Annotated in this window: 13 protein-coding genes; 8 read left to right on the top strand and 5 right to left on the bottom strand. The window is 68.2% G+C overall.

The genetic code is table 11. From position 1 onward, the window contains the following. The first annotated feature begins 16 nt into the window (after positions 1–16). The 5 genes from ACXKR8_RS05640 (at position 17) to ACXKR8_RS05620 (ending at position 5,478) form a co-directional block, all read left to right on the top strand. Entirely contained in the window at positions 17–1,144 is a 1,128-nt protein-coding gene (locus ACXKR8_RS05640; RefSeq protein WP_458271778.1) for a hypothetical protein, read from the top strand. Then, a complete protein-coding gene (locus ACXKR8_RS05635; RefSeq protein WP_458271777.1) occupies positions 1,141–1,866 on the top strand; it encodes a class I SAM-dependent methyltransferase in 726 nt (241 codons plus the stop codon). Before ACXKR8_RS05640 ends, ACXKR8_RS05635 begins: the two co-directional genes overlap by 4 nt. Before the next feature lie 96 nt (positions 1,867–1,962). Then, positions 1,963–3,138, top strand: a complete 1,176-nt coding sequence (locus ACXKR8_RS05630; protein ID WP_458271776.1) for a preATP grasp domain-containing protein — start codon at positions 1,963–1,965, stop codon at positions 3,136–3,138. Beyond that, positions 3,138–3,701, top strand: a complete 564-nt coding sequence (locus ACXKR8_RS05625) for an SET domain-containing protein-lysine N-methyltransferase (RefSeq protein WP_458271775.1) — start codon at positions 3,138–3,140, stop codon at positions 3,699–3,701. The genes ACXKR8_RS05630 and ACXKR8_RS05625 overlap by 1 nt, the downstream gene beginning before the upstream one ends. Beyond that, entirely contained in the window at positions 3,682–5,478 is a 1,797-nt protein-coding gene (locus tag ACXKR8_RS05620; RefSeq protein WP_458271774.1) for a hypothetical protein, read from the top strand. The genes ACXKR8_RS05625 and ACXKR8_RS05620 overlap by 20 nt, the downstream gene beginning before the upstream one ends. Here the strand turns inward: ACXKR8_RS05620 and ACXKR8_RS05615 are convergent. Further along, the gene (locus ACXKR8_RS05615) at positions 5,450–6,247 is read right to left on the bottom strand and encodes an alpha/beta fold hydrolase (RefSeq protein WP_458271773.1); all 798 of its coding nucleotides are present in this window, start codon (positions 6,245–6,247) and stop codon (positions 5,450–5,452) included. The two genes, ACXKR8_RS05620 and ACXKR8_RS05615, sit on opposite strands and share 29 nt — an antisense overlap. A 51-nt stretch (positions 6,248–6,298) precedes the next feature. On the opposite strand from ACXKR8_RS05615, the gene ACXKR8_RS05610 reads away from it, so the two are divergent. Together ACXKR8_RS05610 and ACXKR8_RS05605 are read left to right on the top strand one after the other, a co-directional pair. Continuing rightward, positions 6,299–6,763, top strand: a complete 465-nt coding sequence (locus tag ACXKR8_RS05610; protein ID WP_458271772.1) for a hypothetical protein — start codon at positions 6,299–6,301, stop codon at positions 6,761–6,763. A 28-nt stretch (positions 6,764–6,791) separates the two neighbouring features. Next, a complete protein-coding gene (locus tag ACXKR8_RS05605) occupies positions 6,792–10,571 on the top strand; it encodes a CHAT domain-containing protein (protein ID WP_458271771.1) in 3,780 nt (1,259 codons plus the stop codon). Between the two features lie 321 nt (positions 10,572–10,892). On the opposite strand, the gene ACXKR8_RS05600 is transcribed toward ACXKR8_RS05605, so the two are convergent. The 3 genes from ACXKR8_RS05600 to ACXKR8_RS05590 all read right to left on the bottom strand — a co-directional run bounded on the left by ACXKR8_RS05600 (position 10,893) and on the right by ACXKR8_RS05590 (position 12,559). After that, on the bottom strand, positions 10,893–11,069 hold the full coding sequence (locus ACXKR8_RS05600; RefSeq protein ID WP_458271770.1) for a hypothetical protein: 177 nt from the start codon (positions 11,067–11,069) through the stop codon (positions 10,893–10,895). Between the two features lie 9 nt (positions 11,070–11,078). Further along, positions 11,079–11,207 carry a hypothetical protein gene (locus ACXKR8_RS05595; protein ID WP_458271769.1) on the bottom strand — a complete coding sequence of 43 codons (129 nt, stop codon included), beginning with the start codon at positions 11,205–11,207 and terminating at the stop codon, positions 11,079–11,081. A gap of 719 nt (positions 11,208–11,926) precedes the next feature. Next, complete coding sequence (locus tag ACXKR8_RS05590; RefSeq protein ID WP_458271768.1) at positions 11,927–12,559, bottom strand: ScbR family autoregulator-binding transcription factor; 633 nt, start codon at positions 12,557–12,559, stop codon at positions 11,927–11,929. Positions 12,560–12,659: 100 nt separating this feature from the next. Between ACXKR8_RS05590 and ACXKR8_RS05585 the strand changes: the two genes are divergently transcribed. Further along, complete coding sequence (locus tag ACXKR8_RS05585; RefSeq protein WP_462100348.1) at positions 12,660–13,643, top strand: ScbA/BarX family gamma-butyrolactone biosynthesis protein; 984 nt, start codon at positions 12,660–12,662, stop codon at positions 13,641–13,643. An 80-nt stretch (positions 13,644–13,723) separates the two neighbouring features. Here ACXKR8_RS05585 and ACXKR8_RS05580 read toward each other — a convergent pair whose 3' ends face one another. Then, a complete protein-coding gene (locus ACXKR8_RS05580) occupies positions 13,724–14,956 on the bottom strand; it encodes an IS701 family transposase (protein ID WP_458271766.1) in 1,233 nt (410 codons plus the stop codon). Positions 14,957–15,036: the final 80 nt, after the last annotated feature.

Below are 15,036 nucleotides of genomic sequence, written 5' to 3'. Positions count from 1 at the left end.
AGCGCCCTCCATCAGGGTGAGGGAGCCGAATCGCCCGTGTTCAGCAGTCGACTGGTCGATCACCGAACTCAGTGTCGCCAGCGCCTGGCAGGCGATGTGCGCCGCCTTCGCCGCGGAGGAGTCCGGGAGACTGCCGAACCATGTGAAACTCGCGGTGGAGGGCGAGTTCGTCACCGAGCCCCAACGCTGGCCGCACCGCGTCCGCCGCATCGAGGAGGGGCCTGCTCCCTGGCTGGCGGCGCTGGAGCCACTCCTCGGCGGCAACCAGTTCTTCCTCTGGGCCCGCGGCGTACAGCAGCACCGACGCGGACTGTTCGAGGCGCTGGTCGAGGCGCTGACGCCGCACCTGGCCCAACGAGGTGTTCCGAGCGGACCGGTCGAGGCGGAGGTCTTCTTCGGCAACTACGGACGCACGCCTGGCGGCATCCACCGCGAGTCGTGCACGAACATCCACCTCGTGCTCCAGGGGTGCAAGCAGATGCACTTCTGGTTGGACCCCGCCTGGCCTCCGGACGGCACACCCATGCGTACGGACAGTGCCCCGGACGCGGGCACCCGCGAGGAGTACCTGCCCGACCTCGACCCGGTCGGCCCGCTGGCCGCTGACGAGACCATCACCGCCGAGGAAGGCAGTGGCTTCTGCTGGGCCGCTGGTACCTGGCACCTGGGCGGAACCCTTGGCGCCGCAATGGCCCTCAACATCGCCGCTTACCAGCAGGACCTCGACTCCGCATCCAGCGGGCTGCCGCTCTGGGACAAGCAGTTCCGGGGCGAGGTGCCGCATGCCTGGCTGGCGGCATACCGCGACCACACCGGCGCCCGCCGGTCCGCTGCGGGCATGCTCGCGGACCTCTCCGGCCTGGGCATGCGCCCGGCTCCGGCCGAACGCAGACTGGCAGCGAACGGGACTATGACCTGCGTGACGTCCGCTCCGCTGCTGTGGCAGACGCGGAGGGGCAAGGGCCGCCTACTGGTCGCGGCCCTGGGCGCGGTCACGGAGGTGCCGGACCGTGCCGTTGTCCGGGACTGGCTGACTGACGCGGTCCACCCCGACAGCGGGCCGTTCCCTGTGCCCCCGCCGTGTCGGGGGATCGCCAACTGGCTCTACGGCCAGGGAATCCTCGACATTCCGGAGGACCTGTGACCGACCAGGAGCCGGAGTGGACAAACGCCGACACCGACCTGTTCGTCCGGTTCGGCGACGCGTTCGTGCCCCGACGAGAGGAGCAGTTCCGTGTCATCGGCGATCTGCTCGAATACCTGCCCGATCCGCATATCCTCGAACTCGCCTGCGGGGAGGGTCGACTGACTGAGGCACTTCTGCGGCGGCTGCCCGGGGCACGAGTGACAGCGATGGACGGGTCAACACGCATGCTCGGATCGGCGACCCGCCGTCTCCGTCGCTTCGGTACCCGGGTGCGCCTGGTACAGGCCGTCCTGGAAGACCCGAACTGGCGGCAGGGGACCTACGACGCGGTGGTGACCTCGCTTGCCCTGCACCACCTGGACGACGATGCCAAGCAAGAGCTCTACCACCACCTCCACGCCATGATCGCGCCGGGAGGAGCCCTGGTGGTGGCCGACCTGGTACGACCCGCTACCGATGCCGCCGTCGCGTCGGCGGCGCAGAGCTGGGACCTGGAAGTGGAGCGGCAATCGATCGCCCTGTACGGCGGCAGCGCAGCCGCCGACGCCTTCCACGAAGCGCACTGGAACACCTACCGCTTCCCCGACCTGGTGGACAAGCCCTCCCTGCTGGCCGAGCACCTGCGCTGGCTCGCCACAGCCGGCTTCGTGCACGTGGACGCCTGTTGGGCGCTGGCCGGACATGTCGTGATGACCGCCTCGAGATCCTCAAGCAGTTAGGACCGGCAGATGAGCACAGAGAACGGTCGCACCGTCCTGGCCAACCTCGTCAACGACGTCATGGTCGAGCGGCCAACCAACGCCTACGTCCGGACCATGGCCGCGGTGACCCCGCGAAAGCTGTGGCAGGCAGAGCCCGGAGACTGCGTCGTGATGCTGGCACCGTGCAGCACCACGTTCCTGGACTACGTCGGCGAGACCCTCGCACTCGATGTCGACCAGGTTGACATCGTCGCCCCGGACGAGATCCGCGGGGTTCACGCCCTCGATCTCGTAACAGAGACCGGCGCCATCGCAAAGGTCACCGCGCGTCAGGTGATCTCTCCCTTCGTACTGGACGCCAAGGTCGTCGACTTCGCCGACCGGACCGGTCTGCGTGTGCACCCCTTCACGTCGAATCCGACTTCCGAGACGTTGGCGGCCGTGCGGCTCATCAACACCAAGAGGGGCTTTCGGGGCATCGCAACTGCCCTGGGCCTTCCGGTCGCCGAGGGCGGTTACGCAACCACTGAGGAGTCGCTGGCCTCGGAACTGGGGCAGTTCCTCACCGACCACGCCGCCGCGATCGTGAAGGTCGACCGGTCGTCCAATGGATACGGCAACGTGGTGCTGCGTGCCGACGACCGCACGTCCCCGCTGCGGGAACGAGTCCACGCAATGGTCGAGGAGCAGGGCGCAAGGGCCTGTGGCTGGGTTTACGAGGAGTTCCTCCCCTTCGAGAGCGTACCGAGTCTGGAGATGCTCGTCGACGACACCGGCGTATCCGAGTTCTACAGCTGCGACCAGCGCACCACGAACAACGCCTGGACTGGCATGAACACTCCGGCTCAGCCACGCCCCCTCCACGACCTGCTGACGGACGCGGCCCACAGGATCGGGGTATGGCTCCAAAACCAGGGCTACCGTGGCATCTTCGACGTCGACTGCGGAACCTTCGACGGCGGTTACGTGGTCACCGAGGCCAACGTGCGGCGCACCGGTGGCACCTATCTGGAAGAGCTGGCCCGGCGGCTGCGTCCCGGAACGCCTGCGGACGGCGTCCTGCACTGGCGCGCCGACGTCCGCACCGGAACCGAGGGGCTGGATTTCGCTGCCGCTGTGCGGGCCCTGGACCGCGCCGGACTCAATGATCCGCGAGCCTCCGCTCGGGTCGTCCTGCCGGTCGACACGCTCGCGCTGGACGGCCGATGGCGCTATCTGGTGGTCGGAGCGGATGACACTGTGATCAGGGAGGCCGAACAGGAACTGGCCCGGATCCTGAAGCTGTCCTGATGCTCCATTCCGCACTCCACCCCGGCTTCAGCTCGATCCACGGCATCGGCGTCTTCGCACTGCGGGACATCCCGATGGGCACAGCGCTGTGGTGGCCGTGCCCGAGATGCCAGGTCATCCCCGTCGACCGACAGCAGCAGACGCCCCAGGGCGTGTTGCGCTGGCTGGCGGAATTCGGCTACCGAAGGGCGGACGGCGGCCTCATCGCCCCGTGCCGGGGTGCCTCCCTGCTCAACCACTCCTGCACAGCTTCAGTCCTGGACTCCGGCCTGGCGGTCGGCATCGCCGTGCAGGACATCAGCACGGGTGAGGAAGTGACCTGCGACTACCGCACGTTCCGCCACGACGACGCCTGGAGCTTCCCGTGTCTGTGCGGGAGCGAGCTCTGCGTCGGCGTGGTCGCCTCGACAGCCGGTACACCGCCGGTCGAGCTCAGCCGCATGTGGCAGCGCCGAATCCTCCCGGCTCTGGAGGCATCGGTGTCAGTAGCGCAGGAGACGACGATCAGGGCCGGAGACGTCAACGGACCGCTGCCGAGGGAACGTGATCATCATGCCGATTGAAGGAGCGGGCGAATCGAGGCCCGGGGCCCACGACCTGATGGCGGAGGCAAGGGTCGGTGTGCTGGCCGACAGTCCTGCATTCCTGGTGCTGATCAGGCTGCTGACGGTAAGGGGCCGCATCCCCTTCGATCACGCGGTCGCCGGCCTCACCGTCATGGAGCGGTCGGTGTTGCACCAGATCACCGGGAACGAAGATCTGCGCCTACTGCTCCCCGAAGCGATCGACGCCGATTCGGGCGACTTCGCCGTCACCTACTCCGCTCAGGGCAAACTCTCACTCCTCGACGCTTCCGAGTACGCCCGGGCAAAGCCCGACGAGGCCCTCGCCGGACTTCGAGTGAGTCCACCGATACGGGAGCGGGCCGAGGAGGAGGTCGCCGCCTGGGAGCTGGCCGAACGCTGCGACCAGACAGAGCTCGACCGCATCCTGCGCCGCTGGGAGTCGGCAGGGTGCCTGCCCGACCGGGTGCACCAGGCCGCCGACTGGGTGGACCGGGTCGAGACTGTGCTGATCTACTCCGGGCGCCAGGTCTTCTCCCGATCCGACGCAGGCACCAGCACACTCTTGCGCGACCGACTGCTCGAGGACCTTGCCGACGAACCGCTGGATCGCTGGAGCATGGCCGAACGATTGTTCGTGGTCGCAGTGCACCTGCTGTTCATCGCGGGCCGATCGGTGCGGTTCGAGGAGTTCAACGGACGGCAGTTGAGCGCGTCCGGACTACGAACCTGGCTCGTCTCGACCTGGCGCAGCTACGCGCATGCGGTCGCCAGGGACATCCCCACGGACCTGACCGGGAGAGCGTTCGAGACTCTCGCGCACGAAGTGGCCGAACTCAGCACCGAGGTCAACATGTCGGAATGGGTGCGGTTCCGCCGAATATCCGGAATGACATTCGCCAAGAACGAGGTTCTGGTTCCGCTCCCTCTGCTCGAACGCACTCACGCAGCCCTGCCCGAGCAACTGGTGGACTTCGCCGAGCGAACTCTCGGCATGCCCATCGAGCGGGCCGCAACGGGCGAGGAGGCAGTGCACCGGATGGTACTCAGCATCATGTCCGAACAACCGGCCCGCTCCGGCGCTTTGCTGGAGCGGCTGCTTGCCGCCGTCGTCCGAGCGGCCGTCGTGGACCTGGACGCCGACTACGGCATGTCCAGCGCCGTACGCGACATGCGCCGCCTCGGTTGGAATGAGCGGGACCGAACGACATCGGCGCTCCGGCTACGCAAACCGGACTTCTTCTGCTGTGCCCTGCCGCACCCCTCACGTTTGGACGGCATGCCGACCGAGGACGTCCGCCGGATCCTGTGGCTGGTGGCGCAGCGGATGCAGTACAACCGCTGGCACTTCGTTCCCGGCAACTTCGAACGTGAGGAGGTTCCCGCGCAACGGCACTACTTCTTCCCACCGGCTGTGCCCGACATCGCCGAGTCGGCTGAACTGTGGCACGGCGGCCATGTGGCCGCCCGCGTCCGCTACTCGATCCGGGCTCCCGGATCCCATCTGTGGCGCCCACCTCTGACAGTTCTCGGCAACGACTACCGAGGCGGCTACGACATCAGATTGGTGCGCATGAACGGGGCGCCATTCGTCAGGAACGACCTGTGGGTTGCCACTCGGTACAGTGGACTCGTCGATGCCCTCTGGCGGGCAGTCGCCCAGCACGCCGAGGCAGCGGCAGGGTCCCCGTTTCCTGTCGTCACTGCGTTCGACCACCTGTGGTATCAGGAGGACCAGTGGCGCGACATCACCGACCCGCTCGTTCAACGCTCATAAGATGCCTCCACAGCAGCTCATTGACAGTCGCCGGACTCTCCAGGTTCGCCAGGTGGCCGACTCCGGCCAGCACCGTGCGGTGTACGTTCGGTACACGGGAGGCGATGATCCCGGCGATCTCATGGAACTCCGCCAGGTCCTCCGCCCCGACGAGCACCGAGGTGGGGGCCACGATCTCCTCCAGTCGCTCCATGGCATCGCCGTCCGCCGGAACTCGAATGTCGGGATGCTGCCAGTGCCACCCGGAGTAGTCGCCGACCATCTCGTGCACAAGGGCCCGGGCGTCCGGGTGCCTCCGCACCGTTGCGAAGAGATCGCTCTGGAGCCAGGCCGTCCTCCCTGCCCGGAGCCCACCGCTGCCGGCTCCGATGTCGACGTCCCAGTCGATCCGGTGCCGGTAGCCGCCGAGGTCAGTGGCCATCAGCATCATCGACATGGTCGCCTCCGGTCGGCTGAGCGCGTGGTTGAGGGCGATCCGACCACCCATCGACAGGCCGACCAGATGCGCACGCTCGATCCCGAGATGCTCGAGCAACCGTCGCAGGTCATCAGCATGACTGTACGGACCGGTGGGACACGACGAACGGCCGAACCCACGGCAGTCGTAGCTGACGACGCGAAAGCCGGCAGCGAGTGAGGGGATTTGCGGGCGCCACATCCTGTGGTCCAGCGAGAACCCGTGGACCAGTACGACCGGAGGCCCGCCACCGAAGGTCCTGTACTGGATCGACCCGCCGTTGTGCTTGAACGAACCTCTGCTCTCACGCACCGCCGCTCACCTCATATCGGTATAGGCCCACCGACCTAGGGATCGGACACTGTGGACTGGATTCCCCTGGTAAGTACGGTGCTTGGAGCCCTGATCTGTGTAGTAGCGACGACGGTGGCAGACAGATCGCGCTGGAAGCGCCAGCGCAGCGACAAAGCCGAGGAGGTCAAACGACGCGTGTACGTCGAGTACCTCTCCGCCCTGTCACGGACCGACAATGCCCTTCGGGACACCGCCCGAAACCCGACCCTGCCGCAGATCGACCGTGCGACGGCCGCCCAGGAGGCCTTCCGGGCCGGCGGTTGCTACGAACTCCGCTATCACATCGGGGTGGTCGCACCGGAGCCAGTAGTGGAGGCGGCGACCGCGACCTTCCGCACGCTGCGCGACCTGCGTGACCTGGTTGAGGCCGGCACAACCCACTCGGACGACGCGTACCGCAGCCAGCGCGACATGTGGTATGACCGATTCCCCTCACTGCGCCGGGCGATGCGGGAGGATTTGAACGCGGACTGACCTGACCGTCGGCGAACCGGAGAACCGGATGACCTACACCGAACTCCTCAACGTGGTCCGAGACCGGCTGAGCCGGGCGCAGACCGACCCCGGCCAACTGCTTACCCAGGAGGCAGTCACTGAGGCCCGATTACTGGGCGAGTCCCTTCCGGTCGACAGCCTCGACGGCCTGCTGGTGCTGGCCACATTCCACTGGTGGCGGTACCAGTCCCTCCCGAACGACGAGGATCAGGAAGCCCTCGACGCATCCGTCCACTGGTACGGCCGTGTCTTCCCCTACGCACCCGGCAACGTTCCCGCAGTGCTATGGCCGACCCTGGCCACGACGCTGCCGCCGGCGGGCGACGATCCAGAGTCCTGGAACGCCGAAGCGGCCAGGTACCTGGGCATCGCGTGGCCCGACGTGCACACGGCTGTTTTCGATCGCGCGGTCGACCTGCTCAGGCGCGCTTCGGACGCAAGCGATGGTTCGCTGCTCGTCGTGTGCCTGTCCAACCTGTGCACCGCGTTGCAACGTCGCTTCCAGACGCAGGGCGCACGAGACGATCTGGACCAAGCCGTTGGAGCGGGGAGGCGTGCCGTCGGGCTCATCACTCCGGACGATCCGCGCCGGGCGACCGTCCTGTCCAACCTGAGCAACGCGCTCCGCATGCGCCATGACCTGGCAGGCAGCTGTGACGACCTCAACCAGGCGATCGATCTGGGCGAGGCCGCCGTTGAAGCCGCACGGGACGACCCCAACCACGCGGCCTTCGTGTCAAACCTCGCGACAGCGCTGCAGTCACGATACGGAGCCACCGGTGTTGTCGGCGACCTCCAACGGGCTGTCGAGCTCGGCGAACAAGCGGTCGAGGCGACCCCTGCAGACCATCCGAGCCGCCCCGGCCGCGTCACCAATTTGGTCAACTCGCTTCGCCTCCGCTACGAACGGGAAGGCGAACGGCCCGACTTGGACCGTGCCGTGGAGCTCGGCGCCGAGGCCGCCGCAGCCTCGGTCCCGGGCGACCCGGACCGGCCTACGGTCCTGTCGAGCTTTGGCAACGCCCTACGAGCCCGCTACGAACGCGACGGCGACCTGAAGGACCTCCACCGGGCCATCGGCTGCGGACGGTCTGCAGTGGAGGCCGCACCCGTCGGACACCCGCATCGCCCCGGCTACCTGTCCGGTCTCAGCGGCGCCTGTCGCAGCCGGGCCGAACGGACCGGCGATCCGAAGGACGTGGAGGAGGCCGTCAGCACAGCTGAGCAGGCGGCCGAAGAGACTCAGGACGACAGCCCGGACCAGCCGGTCATCATGTCCCAGCTCAGCCTCGCCCTGCTACTGCGTTTCGACCACCGGAACTCGACAGACGACTTGGACCGTGGGCTGCGAGTCGGCCGACGTGCGATCGAGGTACTCCCGGACAGCCACCCCGAGCAGTGGCGTTGCCTGTCCAACCTTTCCGACGCGTTCCGCGTGCGCTTCGAGAGGAGGGGTGTCGCAGACGACCTGGAACAGGCGATCAACGTGGGCGAGCGGGCGTCACGCGAGGTCCCGGAAGGACATCCACGCCAGCCCGACTGCCTGGTCAATCTCGCGAACGCGCTGCAGACCCGCTACGAACACGCCGGAGCGCTTGCCGACCTGGAGCGGGCGATCACCTGCCTGGCGGGTGCACTGAGGTTTATTGACCCAGATAGTCCGGCCCGTGCCATCTGCCTGTCTAACCTCTCTGGTGTCACCTTCACCAGGTTCACGCGCACGAACACCACGGGAGACCTGGACGACGCGATCAACTACGGACGACTGTCTCTGGTCGACATGCCCGCCAACCATGCCGATCGTGCCACCCTGCTGTCCAATCTGAGCAATGCCACACTTGCCCGATTCCGAACGACAGGAGCGGATGACGACATCGACGAGGCAGTGGCACTAGCCGAACAGGCAGTTGACGCAACCCTGGTGGAGCGGTCGAACCTCGGCCGCGTCCTTTCGAATCTGGGGAGCGCACTGCAGATTCGGCACGGCCGGCACGGTCGGACTGATGACCTCCTGCGGGCACGCACCTTGGCCTCGGCCGCGGTCGAGGCCACCCCGCCGGACCACCCGGACCGGGCGGCCCGACTCGGCAACCTGGGCGCCGCCCTGCAGACAGCCTACGAACAGGACAGGCAGCCGGAAGTACTACGAGAGGCACTGGACTCGCTGCGCCGAGGCGCCGAGATCGACACAGCCCCCACACTGCAGCGTGCCAGGGTCGGCAGTGCCTGGGCCCGGCTCGCGGGCCAGGAGGGCGAGTGGGCCGAGGCCGCCCGGGCCTGGTCGTCGGTCCTCGGCTTCCTCCCGCCTCTGGTCGACCACGAGCTCTTGCGAGCCGACCGGCAACACCATCTCTCCGTGCTCAGCGGACTCGGTCCGGAAGTCGCCGCCGTGTACATCCGTCTGGGAGAACTCGACACTGCCTGGACCGTTTTGGAGCTGGGCCGCGGCCTCCTGCTGGGGCAGGGCATGGAAACTCGGTCCAACGACACCAACCGCCTGGCCGCTGTACGTCCCGACCTCGCCGCCGAGTTCCACCGACTCCGCGCCATTCTCAACTCCGAGGAGCCGGCGGCCCCCTCCAGCAACCCGCTGCGGCGGCGAGAGGCGGTGGCCGACTGGAAGCGCCTGCTCACCGAGATTCGAGGACTGGACTCCATGAATCGCTTCGGGCTCGGCCCGAGTCCGGCGGAGATGCGCAGTGTTCTGGGCGCGGGCACCGTGGTCGCCCCGGTCATCACCGCGCTCGGCGCCGATGCACTGCTACTCACATCCGATGGGTCCGCAGTGGTGCCGCTTCCAGGTGTGACCCTCACCGACACAGTGGCTCACGCCAACGTCTTCCTCGCGGCCAGCCAGGAGAGGGCCACGCTGTCCGGCAACAGGGACCGACTGGCGGTCCTGCGCTGGCTGTGGGATGCGATAGCGGAGCCGGTGCTGAAGCACCTCGGACACACGGCGCCCCCTGCCGCGGACACACCCTGGCCACGGCTCTGGTGGATGCCGACCGGGGCTCTGACCGTACTTCCCCTGCACGCCGCCGGACACCGTCCCGCCTTCGGTCGACCGTCGCGGGGTTCCGTGCTCGACCGTGTCGTGTCGTCCTACACCCCGACGGTGCGGACCCTGCACCACATCGAAGGCCGGCGGACGGCAGCCTGGAAGGGACCGGCCGCTCAGGAAGGGTGGAGCGGGCCGGTCACCGCGAGCTCCGAAGGCCAGGTACTGATCGCTGCAGTCAGCACCGCCTCTGGGTTTCCACCGCTGGCCTCCGCGCTCACCGAAGCGGATCTGGTCTCGCGATGGTCCGGTGGCACTGCTCCGCTGGCAGAGGAGCACGCCTCCTGCGCGGCAGTGCGAAGACGGCTCAAGACCAGCACCTGGGCGCACTTCGCCTGCCACGCGGCAACCGACCCGACTGACCCCAGTGCGAGCTTCCTTGCCCTGCATGACGGTCGTCTGACGGTTCGAGAGCTGATGGCATTGGAAATCAACGGTGCCGAACTGGCATACCTCTCGGCTTGTACGACGGCCTTCGGCGGCACCACCCTCCTCGACGAATCAGTCCACATCGCGTCTGCCCTGCAACTGGCTGGCTTCAACCACGTCATCGGCACCCTGTGGCCCATCTCGGACGACATGGCACCGCTTATCGCAGACCGCGTATACGCACGCCTCAGAGCTGGTGACGGTGTCGCCGTCGCACTGCACGAAGCCGTTCGACACATGCGGGCCCGCTATCCCGCCAACCCTCACCTGTGGGCCTCCCACGTGCACCACGGCTCCTGAAGCGCTCACCCCAGAAGAGTCCGCGTCCAGCACCGGGCGGTGGACCTGTAAAACCCTTCGACGAGCCGAAATTGCCAAGAACGGGTGACCAAGCTCGCTGATGGGTGCCGCTGACACCATGCTGGGCGCTGGCGAAGGGCCTCGGATGCTTCGTCGTGGAGGAGGACGGGCTGTCCCGCCACCCGATAGCTGTTGGGCTCTGCGCCAATGTGCGGTGAGGCCCGCTGTTCAACGACGTACCCAAGGAAGTCCGTTGAGCAAGATCGACCCGATGGCCAGGGCCCAGCAGATGCGAGACGCGAGCACCGAACCGCAGATCCCCTATCCCGGGTCCTCGGGCGCGAACTTCGCTCTGCCGGGGCCGAGTCGCCGTTGCAGGACGGTGACCTGGCGGCGAAGTGCCAGGATCTCGGCGTCCTTGTCACGGTCGCTCATGGGGAGCAGGCGCAGCAGGGATAAGGCGTTGGTCACGGTCAGGTAGGCGAGCCGCAGCAGCACAGTCGATCATCATGCCGTCAGGTCCACCCCGAGGTTGGACAGGGGAGTGGCGAGGTCGGGTTCGTAGGCGTCGGGGTTGGCCCCCGCCAACCGCCGCCGGATGGCGGTGGCTTCCTCGATGGCGGCCAGCCCCTCCATCCTGCGCCCCACCTCCCCGATGCGGACCGAGAGGTTGTTCAGCGCGCTGGCGAGGTCGGATTGATAGGCGGCTGGGTTGGCCGCCGCGAGTTGCCGACGTGCTCCTCCAGCAGGCGGTGGTGACGTTGCAGGGGGTCCCTGCCAGGGCCTTCTCGCGCCGCTGGCGGCGGTCGGCGTCGACGGCCCGGTCCATGGTGCGGGCGTGCTCGGCCCAGGCAGCAGGCATCTCGACCGCGGGCATCTCGGCGGCGGCTGGATCGGCGGCGGGGGCCGGATCGGACGCGTCCGGGCCGGCGGGCCGGTCGGCCGCCGCGGTGTGGGCCCGGGAGATCTCCCGGGCCCGGGCTTGAAGATGGTGTTCCTGCCCGCCGCGAAGGCTGCCGGCCGTGACTTCGTCGTGCGCCTCCCGATCGCGAGCTGAAGCCTCCGGCGGGGGCGTTCCGGCACCGGCACCCTGGTCGGGGTCGGGGTCGGTGCCGGTCTGCGAGGGAAGGTTCCCACAGCGTGAGGTGGCGGCGGTGGCGGCACCGCGGCACCGGTTTCGGCTGACTCCGTTCAGGCCCTGGCCTGCTGTTGACCGGTGCAGACAGGGCGGGGCTGGAGGAGCGCCCGGCCAGCCTCGACGAACCGATGCGCCGATGCGCAGCATGATGGTCGAAGTCTGCGGCGGCCGGGCGATTTTGGTCATCTGCACTCCGCTGGTCGGTCGGCGCCGGACGTCAGGGGCCGGGTTTGATTCCCCGGGCCGGGTTCACCTCTGTGCGCATGACGATGGCGGGCACTGCGATGCCGGGGAGGAGGATCCGCCACATCCGTACCGCGCGTTGCGGCAGGTCGGCCCGTCCGCTGACCACTTCGGCGTACAACTGCATGCCGGTGCAGGCTGCCACCACGAACTCCGCGACCTCGGCGGGTTCCACCCCGGCCTGCAATTCTCCGCGTTCGAGGGCGACCTGGAGGCAGTCGGCCATGATCTGGGCCCAGTCCTGGTAAGGCGTCGCATCGTGCACGCCGAACGATGCCTGCTCGGTGGTGAGCCGGACCCCGGCCCGCAGCATCGGATCAACCTGGAGCAGGTGGGCCCAGATCATGGTGATGTCCACCAGTCGCTGCAGCCCCTCCGACTCGAGCAGGGGGACGATCGTCTGCGGCTGAGTGTTCATCACCGCCTGTGCCAGCCCTTGCTTGGACTTGAAGTGGAAGTACATCGCCCCGGGGGTGACACCGGCGCGGTCTAGGATCTTGGTGATGCTTGCCCCGGCGAACCCGTACTGGTCGAACACCTCCGCAGCGGCGTTGAGGATCAATTCGCGGGTCCGGATGGCGCGCTCCTGCTGCTTCTGTTCCTTCACTACGTCCCTAAATCTCTCGACAAACAAAACGAATGTACTTTACGTTATTCGAAGCGGTCCCACCCCGCCAGCACCGATTCACGATGCAAGGTTCACACCCATGCCGTTCTTCGGGGGTTGTATGCGCGCCACTGCCCACCCATCTGCGCCGGTACCCTGCGCGCCGGAAGCAGCCGTTCCGCAGGAACTCGTCCACAAGGTCGTCAAGGACGAGGTGCTGCTCACCGGGTGGCATACCCGGGACACCTCGACGCACGCGTTCACCGTTACCGCTCAGTGGCCCCGCGACCACAGTTTCTACACCACGCGCCACCAGCTGCACGACCCGCTCCTGCTGGCCGAGACCGTCCGCCAGGCCATCCCGCTGCTTTCGCACGCCGTCTACCAGGTACCGGTGGGCTTCCATCTGGCCTGGGACCGCTTGAGCTACCGACTCGGCACCGCCGCACTACGGGTGGCAGCCGTCCCCACCGAGCTGACCCTGCACATCACCTGTTCCGACGTGGAGCTCCGCAGGGGCGGCCTGTCGTCGCTGAACATGACTGTGAGCGCCGAACGAGACGGTGCCCGGCTGGGCGACGTCTCGACCCGCTTCTCCAGCTACGCTCCCGCCATCTACCAGCGCCTGCGCGGCGGCCGGACCGACGCTGTCGAGGCCGTGAAGCATGCGGTCGAGCTGCCGCTCCCGCTCGCCCCCCACCTGGTCGCCCGCACCCGGTCCGAGGACGTGGTCCTCGCCCGCGCCGACACCCCGAACCGCTGGCAGCTGCGGACTGACACCACCCACCCGATCCTCTTCGATCACCCCGTCGACCACGCCCCGGGCATGCTGCTGCTCGAAGCCGCACGGCAGGCCGCCCACGCAGCCTGCTACCCACACCTGCCGGTGATCCTGGGCCTGGACACCACCTTCATCCGTTACGCCGAACTCGACGCGCCCTGCTGGATCCAGGCCACCCCGCTACGTCCTGACCTGCTGGGCCGGCCACGGATCCGGGTCACCGCGTCCCAGCACGGCGAGGAGGTGTTCACCGCCGACGTGACCACCACGCATTCGCGGGTGGCGGCCGACGCCGCCGGCTAGCCGTCCAGGCGGCCGCCCGTGTGCGGAGCCCGTCACCGGTCCCGGCGGACTCCGCCGGGACCGGTGACGGGCTCCGCATGTCAGCAGCTGATCCGTCGAAGCCAGTCGAGCGGGGCTGCCGGCGCGGCCCGCGGGTCCCAGCCGGGAGCGTGGGCGTGCCCGGGGGCCGCAGCCAGCCGGTGCCAGCCGTAGGCGGCCGAGACCAGGGTGGTGTGGTGGTGCCATCCGGGGAAGGAGCGGCCTTCGAAGTCCAGCAGGCCGAAGTCCTCGCTCAGCGAGCGCATCGCGGTGTGGGTACCGGCCTGCGCGTCGACCAGGACCATCAGGTCGTCCGGGGTGGCGTTCATCAGGTTGGTCAGCCAGATCCGAGTGGGACGGGAGCGGCTGGGGTGCCACTTGGCCAGCAGCCGCAGCGTGTGCAGCGTGCGCGGCAGGTGCACCGGGCCGGACAGGGTCCACATGCCGGTCGGCGTCCGCCCGTCCCTCGGAGCCGGCATCTGGGCCGGGACGCTGCGCTGCGGCAGGTGGTCGTCCATGCACAGCCTGTTGGCGGTCGAAAGCACCCGCGGGTGCCGCTGCGGGCCCAGGTGCGGGCCCGCGTGCAGCATCAGGCTGCCGCGGGCCGAGACCAGGAAGCTGTGGCAGCGGCTGCTCAGTCCGTTGACCAGGGCGACGGTGTCGGCCAGTTCCCGGCCGTCGGCGATCACCGGTGGCGTCGGCCCCTCACCGCGCGCGGTCATGGCGTCCACCTGTTCCAGGCCCAGTGCCCAGAGCGGGCGAGGGTCCCCGGACGCCGGGATTTTGGCCCGCCGACGCAACTGCTCGTCCTGGCACCAGGTCTCGGGCAGGTGCAGGCGCCAGTCCACCGGGATGCTCCCGCAGCAGGTGGACATCAGCATGCCCACCCCTACCTGGCAGTTGATGACCCGTCCGGCCACCGCGTCGAAGCGCCGGTGCACGCCGACCGAGTGTTCGCCGCGCTTGGGCGCCACCACCGGGGCCAGCGTCCAGGCCCGAACCGGGGCCCGTTCCTCGATCCAGTCGGCGAGCGCGCGCCGGGAAGGATCCCATGGCCACGGGCTGGCGCTGACGAACTGGTGCAGTGACTGGGAGGCGGTGGGTGTGTCCGCCACCGCTTCCGCCATCCGCCGCACCGACTTCCGGCCTGGAGTTCCGAGCAGCCCCCTGAGATAGGTCTCCGCCCAGCGGCGCTGGTCCTGCCGCGGCAGGTGGCCGAAGATCGCTTCTGCGAACGCGGCGACCGAGGCCTGGTGGGACGGACTGTACTGCCGGCTGCTGCTGTCTCGGATCATGCCGCTCCCCAGACTGGCGTCATCCCTGACATCTGATGGTAATAGAATAACGAACGCTCTGTATGTTCTCAGTGAGGGCA

It is taken from the genome of Streptacidiphilus sp. PAMC 29251, assembly GCF_054208735.2.
Note: the sequence above shows the minus strand (reverse complement) of the source record. Positions and strands in the feature narration are given on the sequence as shown.

What these genes read in the sequence shown, in the direction of transcription:
- ACXKR8_RS05630 (WP_458271776.1), top strand. Translation starts at nt 1,963, where the DNA reads ATGGCCGCGGTGACCCCGCGAAAGCTGTGGCAGGCAGAGCCCGGAGAC.
- ACXKR8_RS05625 (WP_458271775.1), top strand. Translation starts at nt 3,138, where the DNA reads ATGCTCCATTCCGCACTCCACCCCGGCTTCAGCTCGATCCACGGCATC.
- ACXKR8_RS05605 (WP_458271771.1), top strand. Translation starts at nt 6,792, where the DNA reads ATGACCTACACCGAACTCCTCAACGTGGTCCGAGACCGGCTGAGCCGG.
- ACXKR8_RS05595 (WP_458271769.1), bottom strand. Translation starts at nt 11,207, where the DNA reads ATGGAGGGGCTGGCCGCCATCGAGGAAGCCACCGCCATCCGGCGGCGG.
- ACXKR8_RS05585 (WP_462100348.1), top strand. Translation starts at nt 12,660, where the DNA reads ATGCCGTTCTTCGGGGGTTGTATGCGCGCCACTGCCCACCCATCTGCG.
- ACXKR8_RS05580 (WP_458271766.1), bottom strand. Translation starts at nt 14,956, where the DNA reads ATGATCCGAGACAGCAGCAGCCGGCAGTACAGTCCGTCCCACCAGGCC.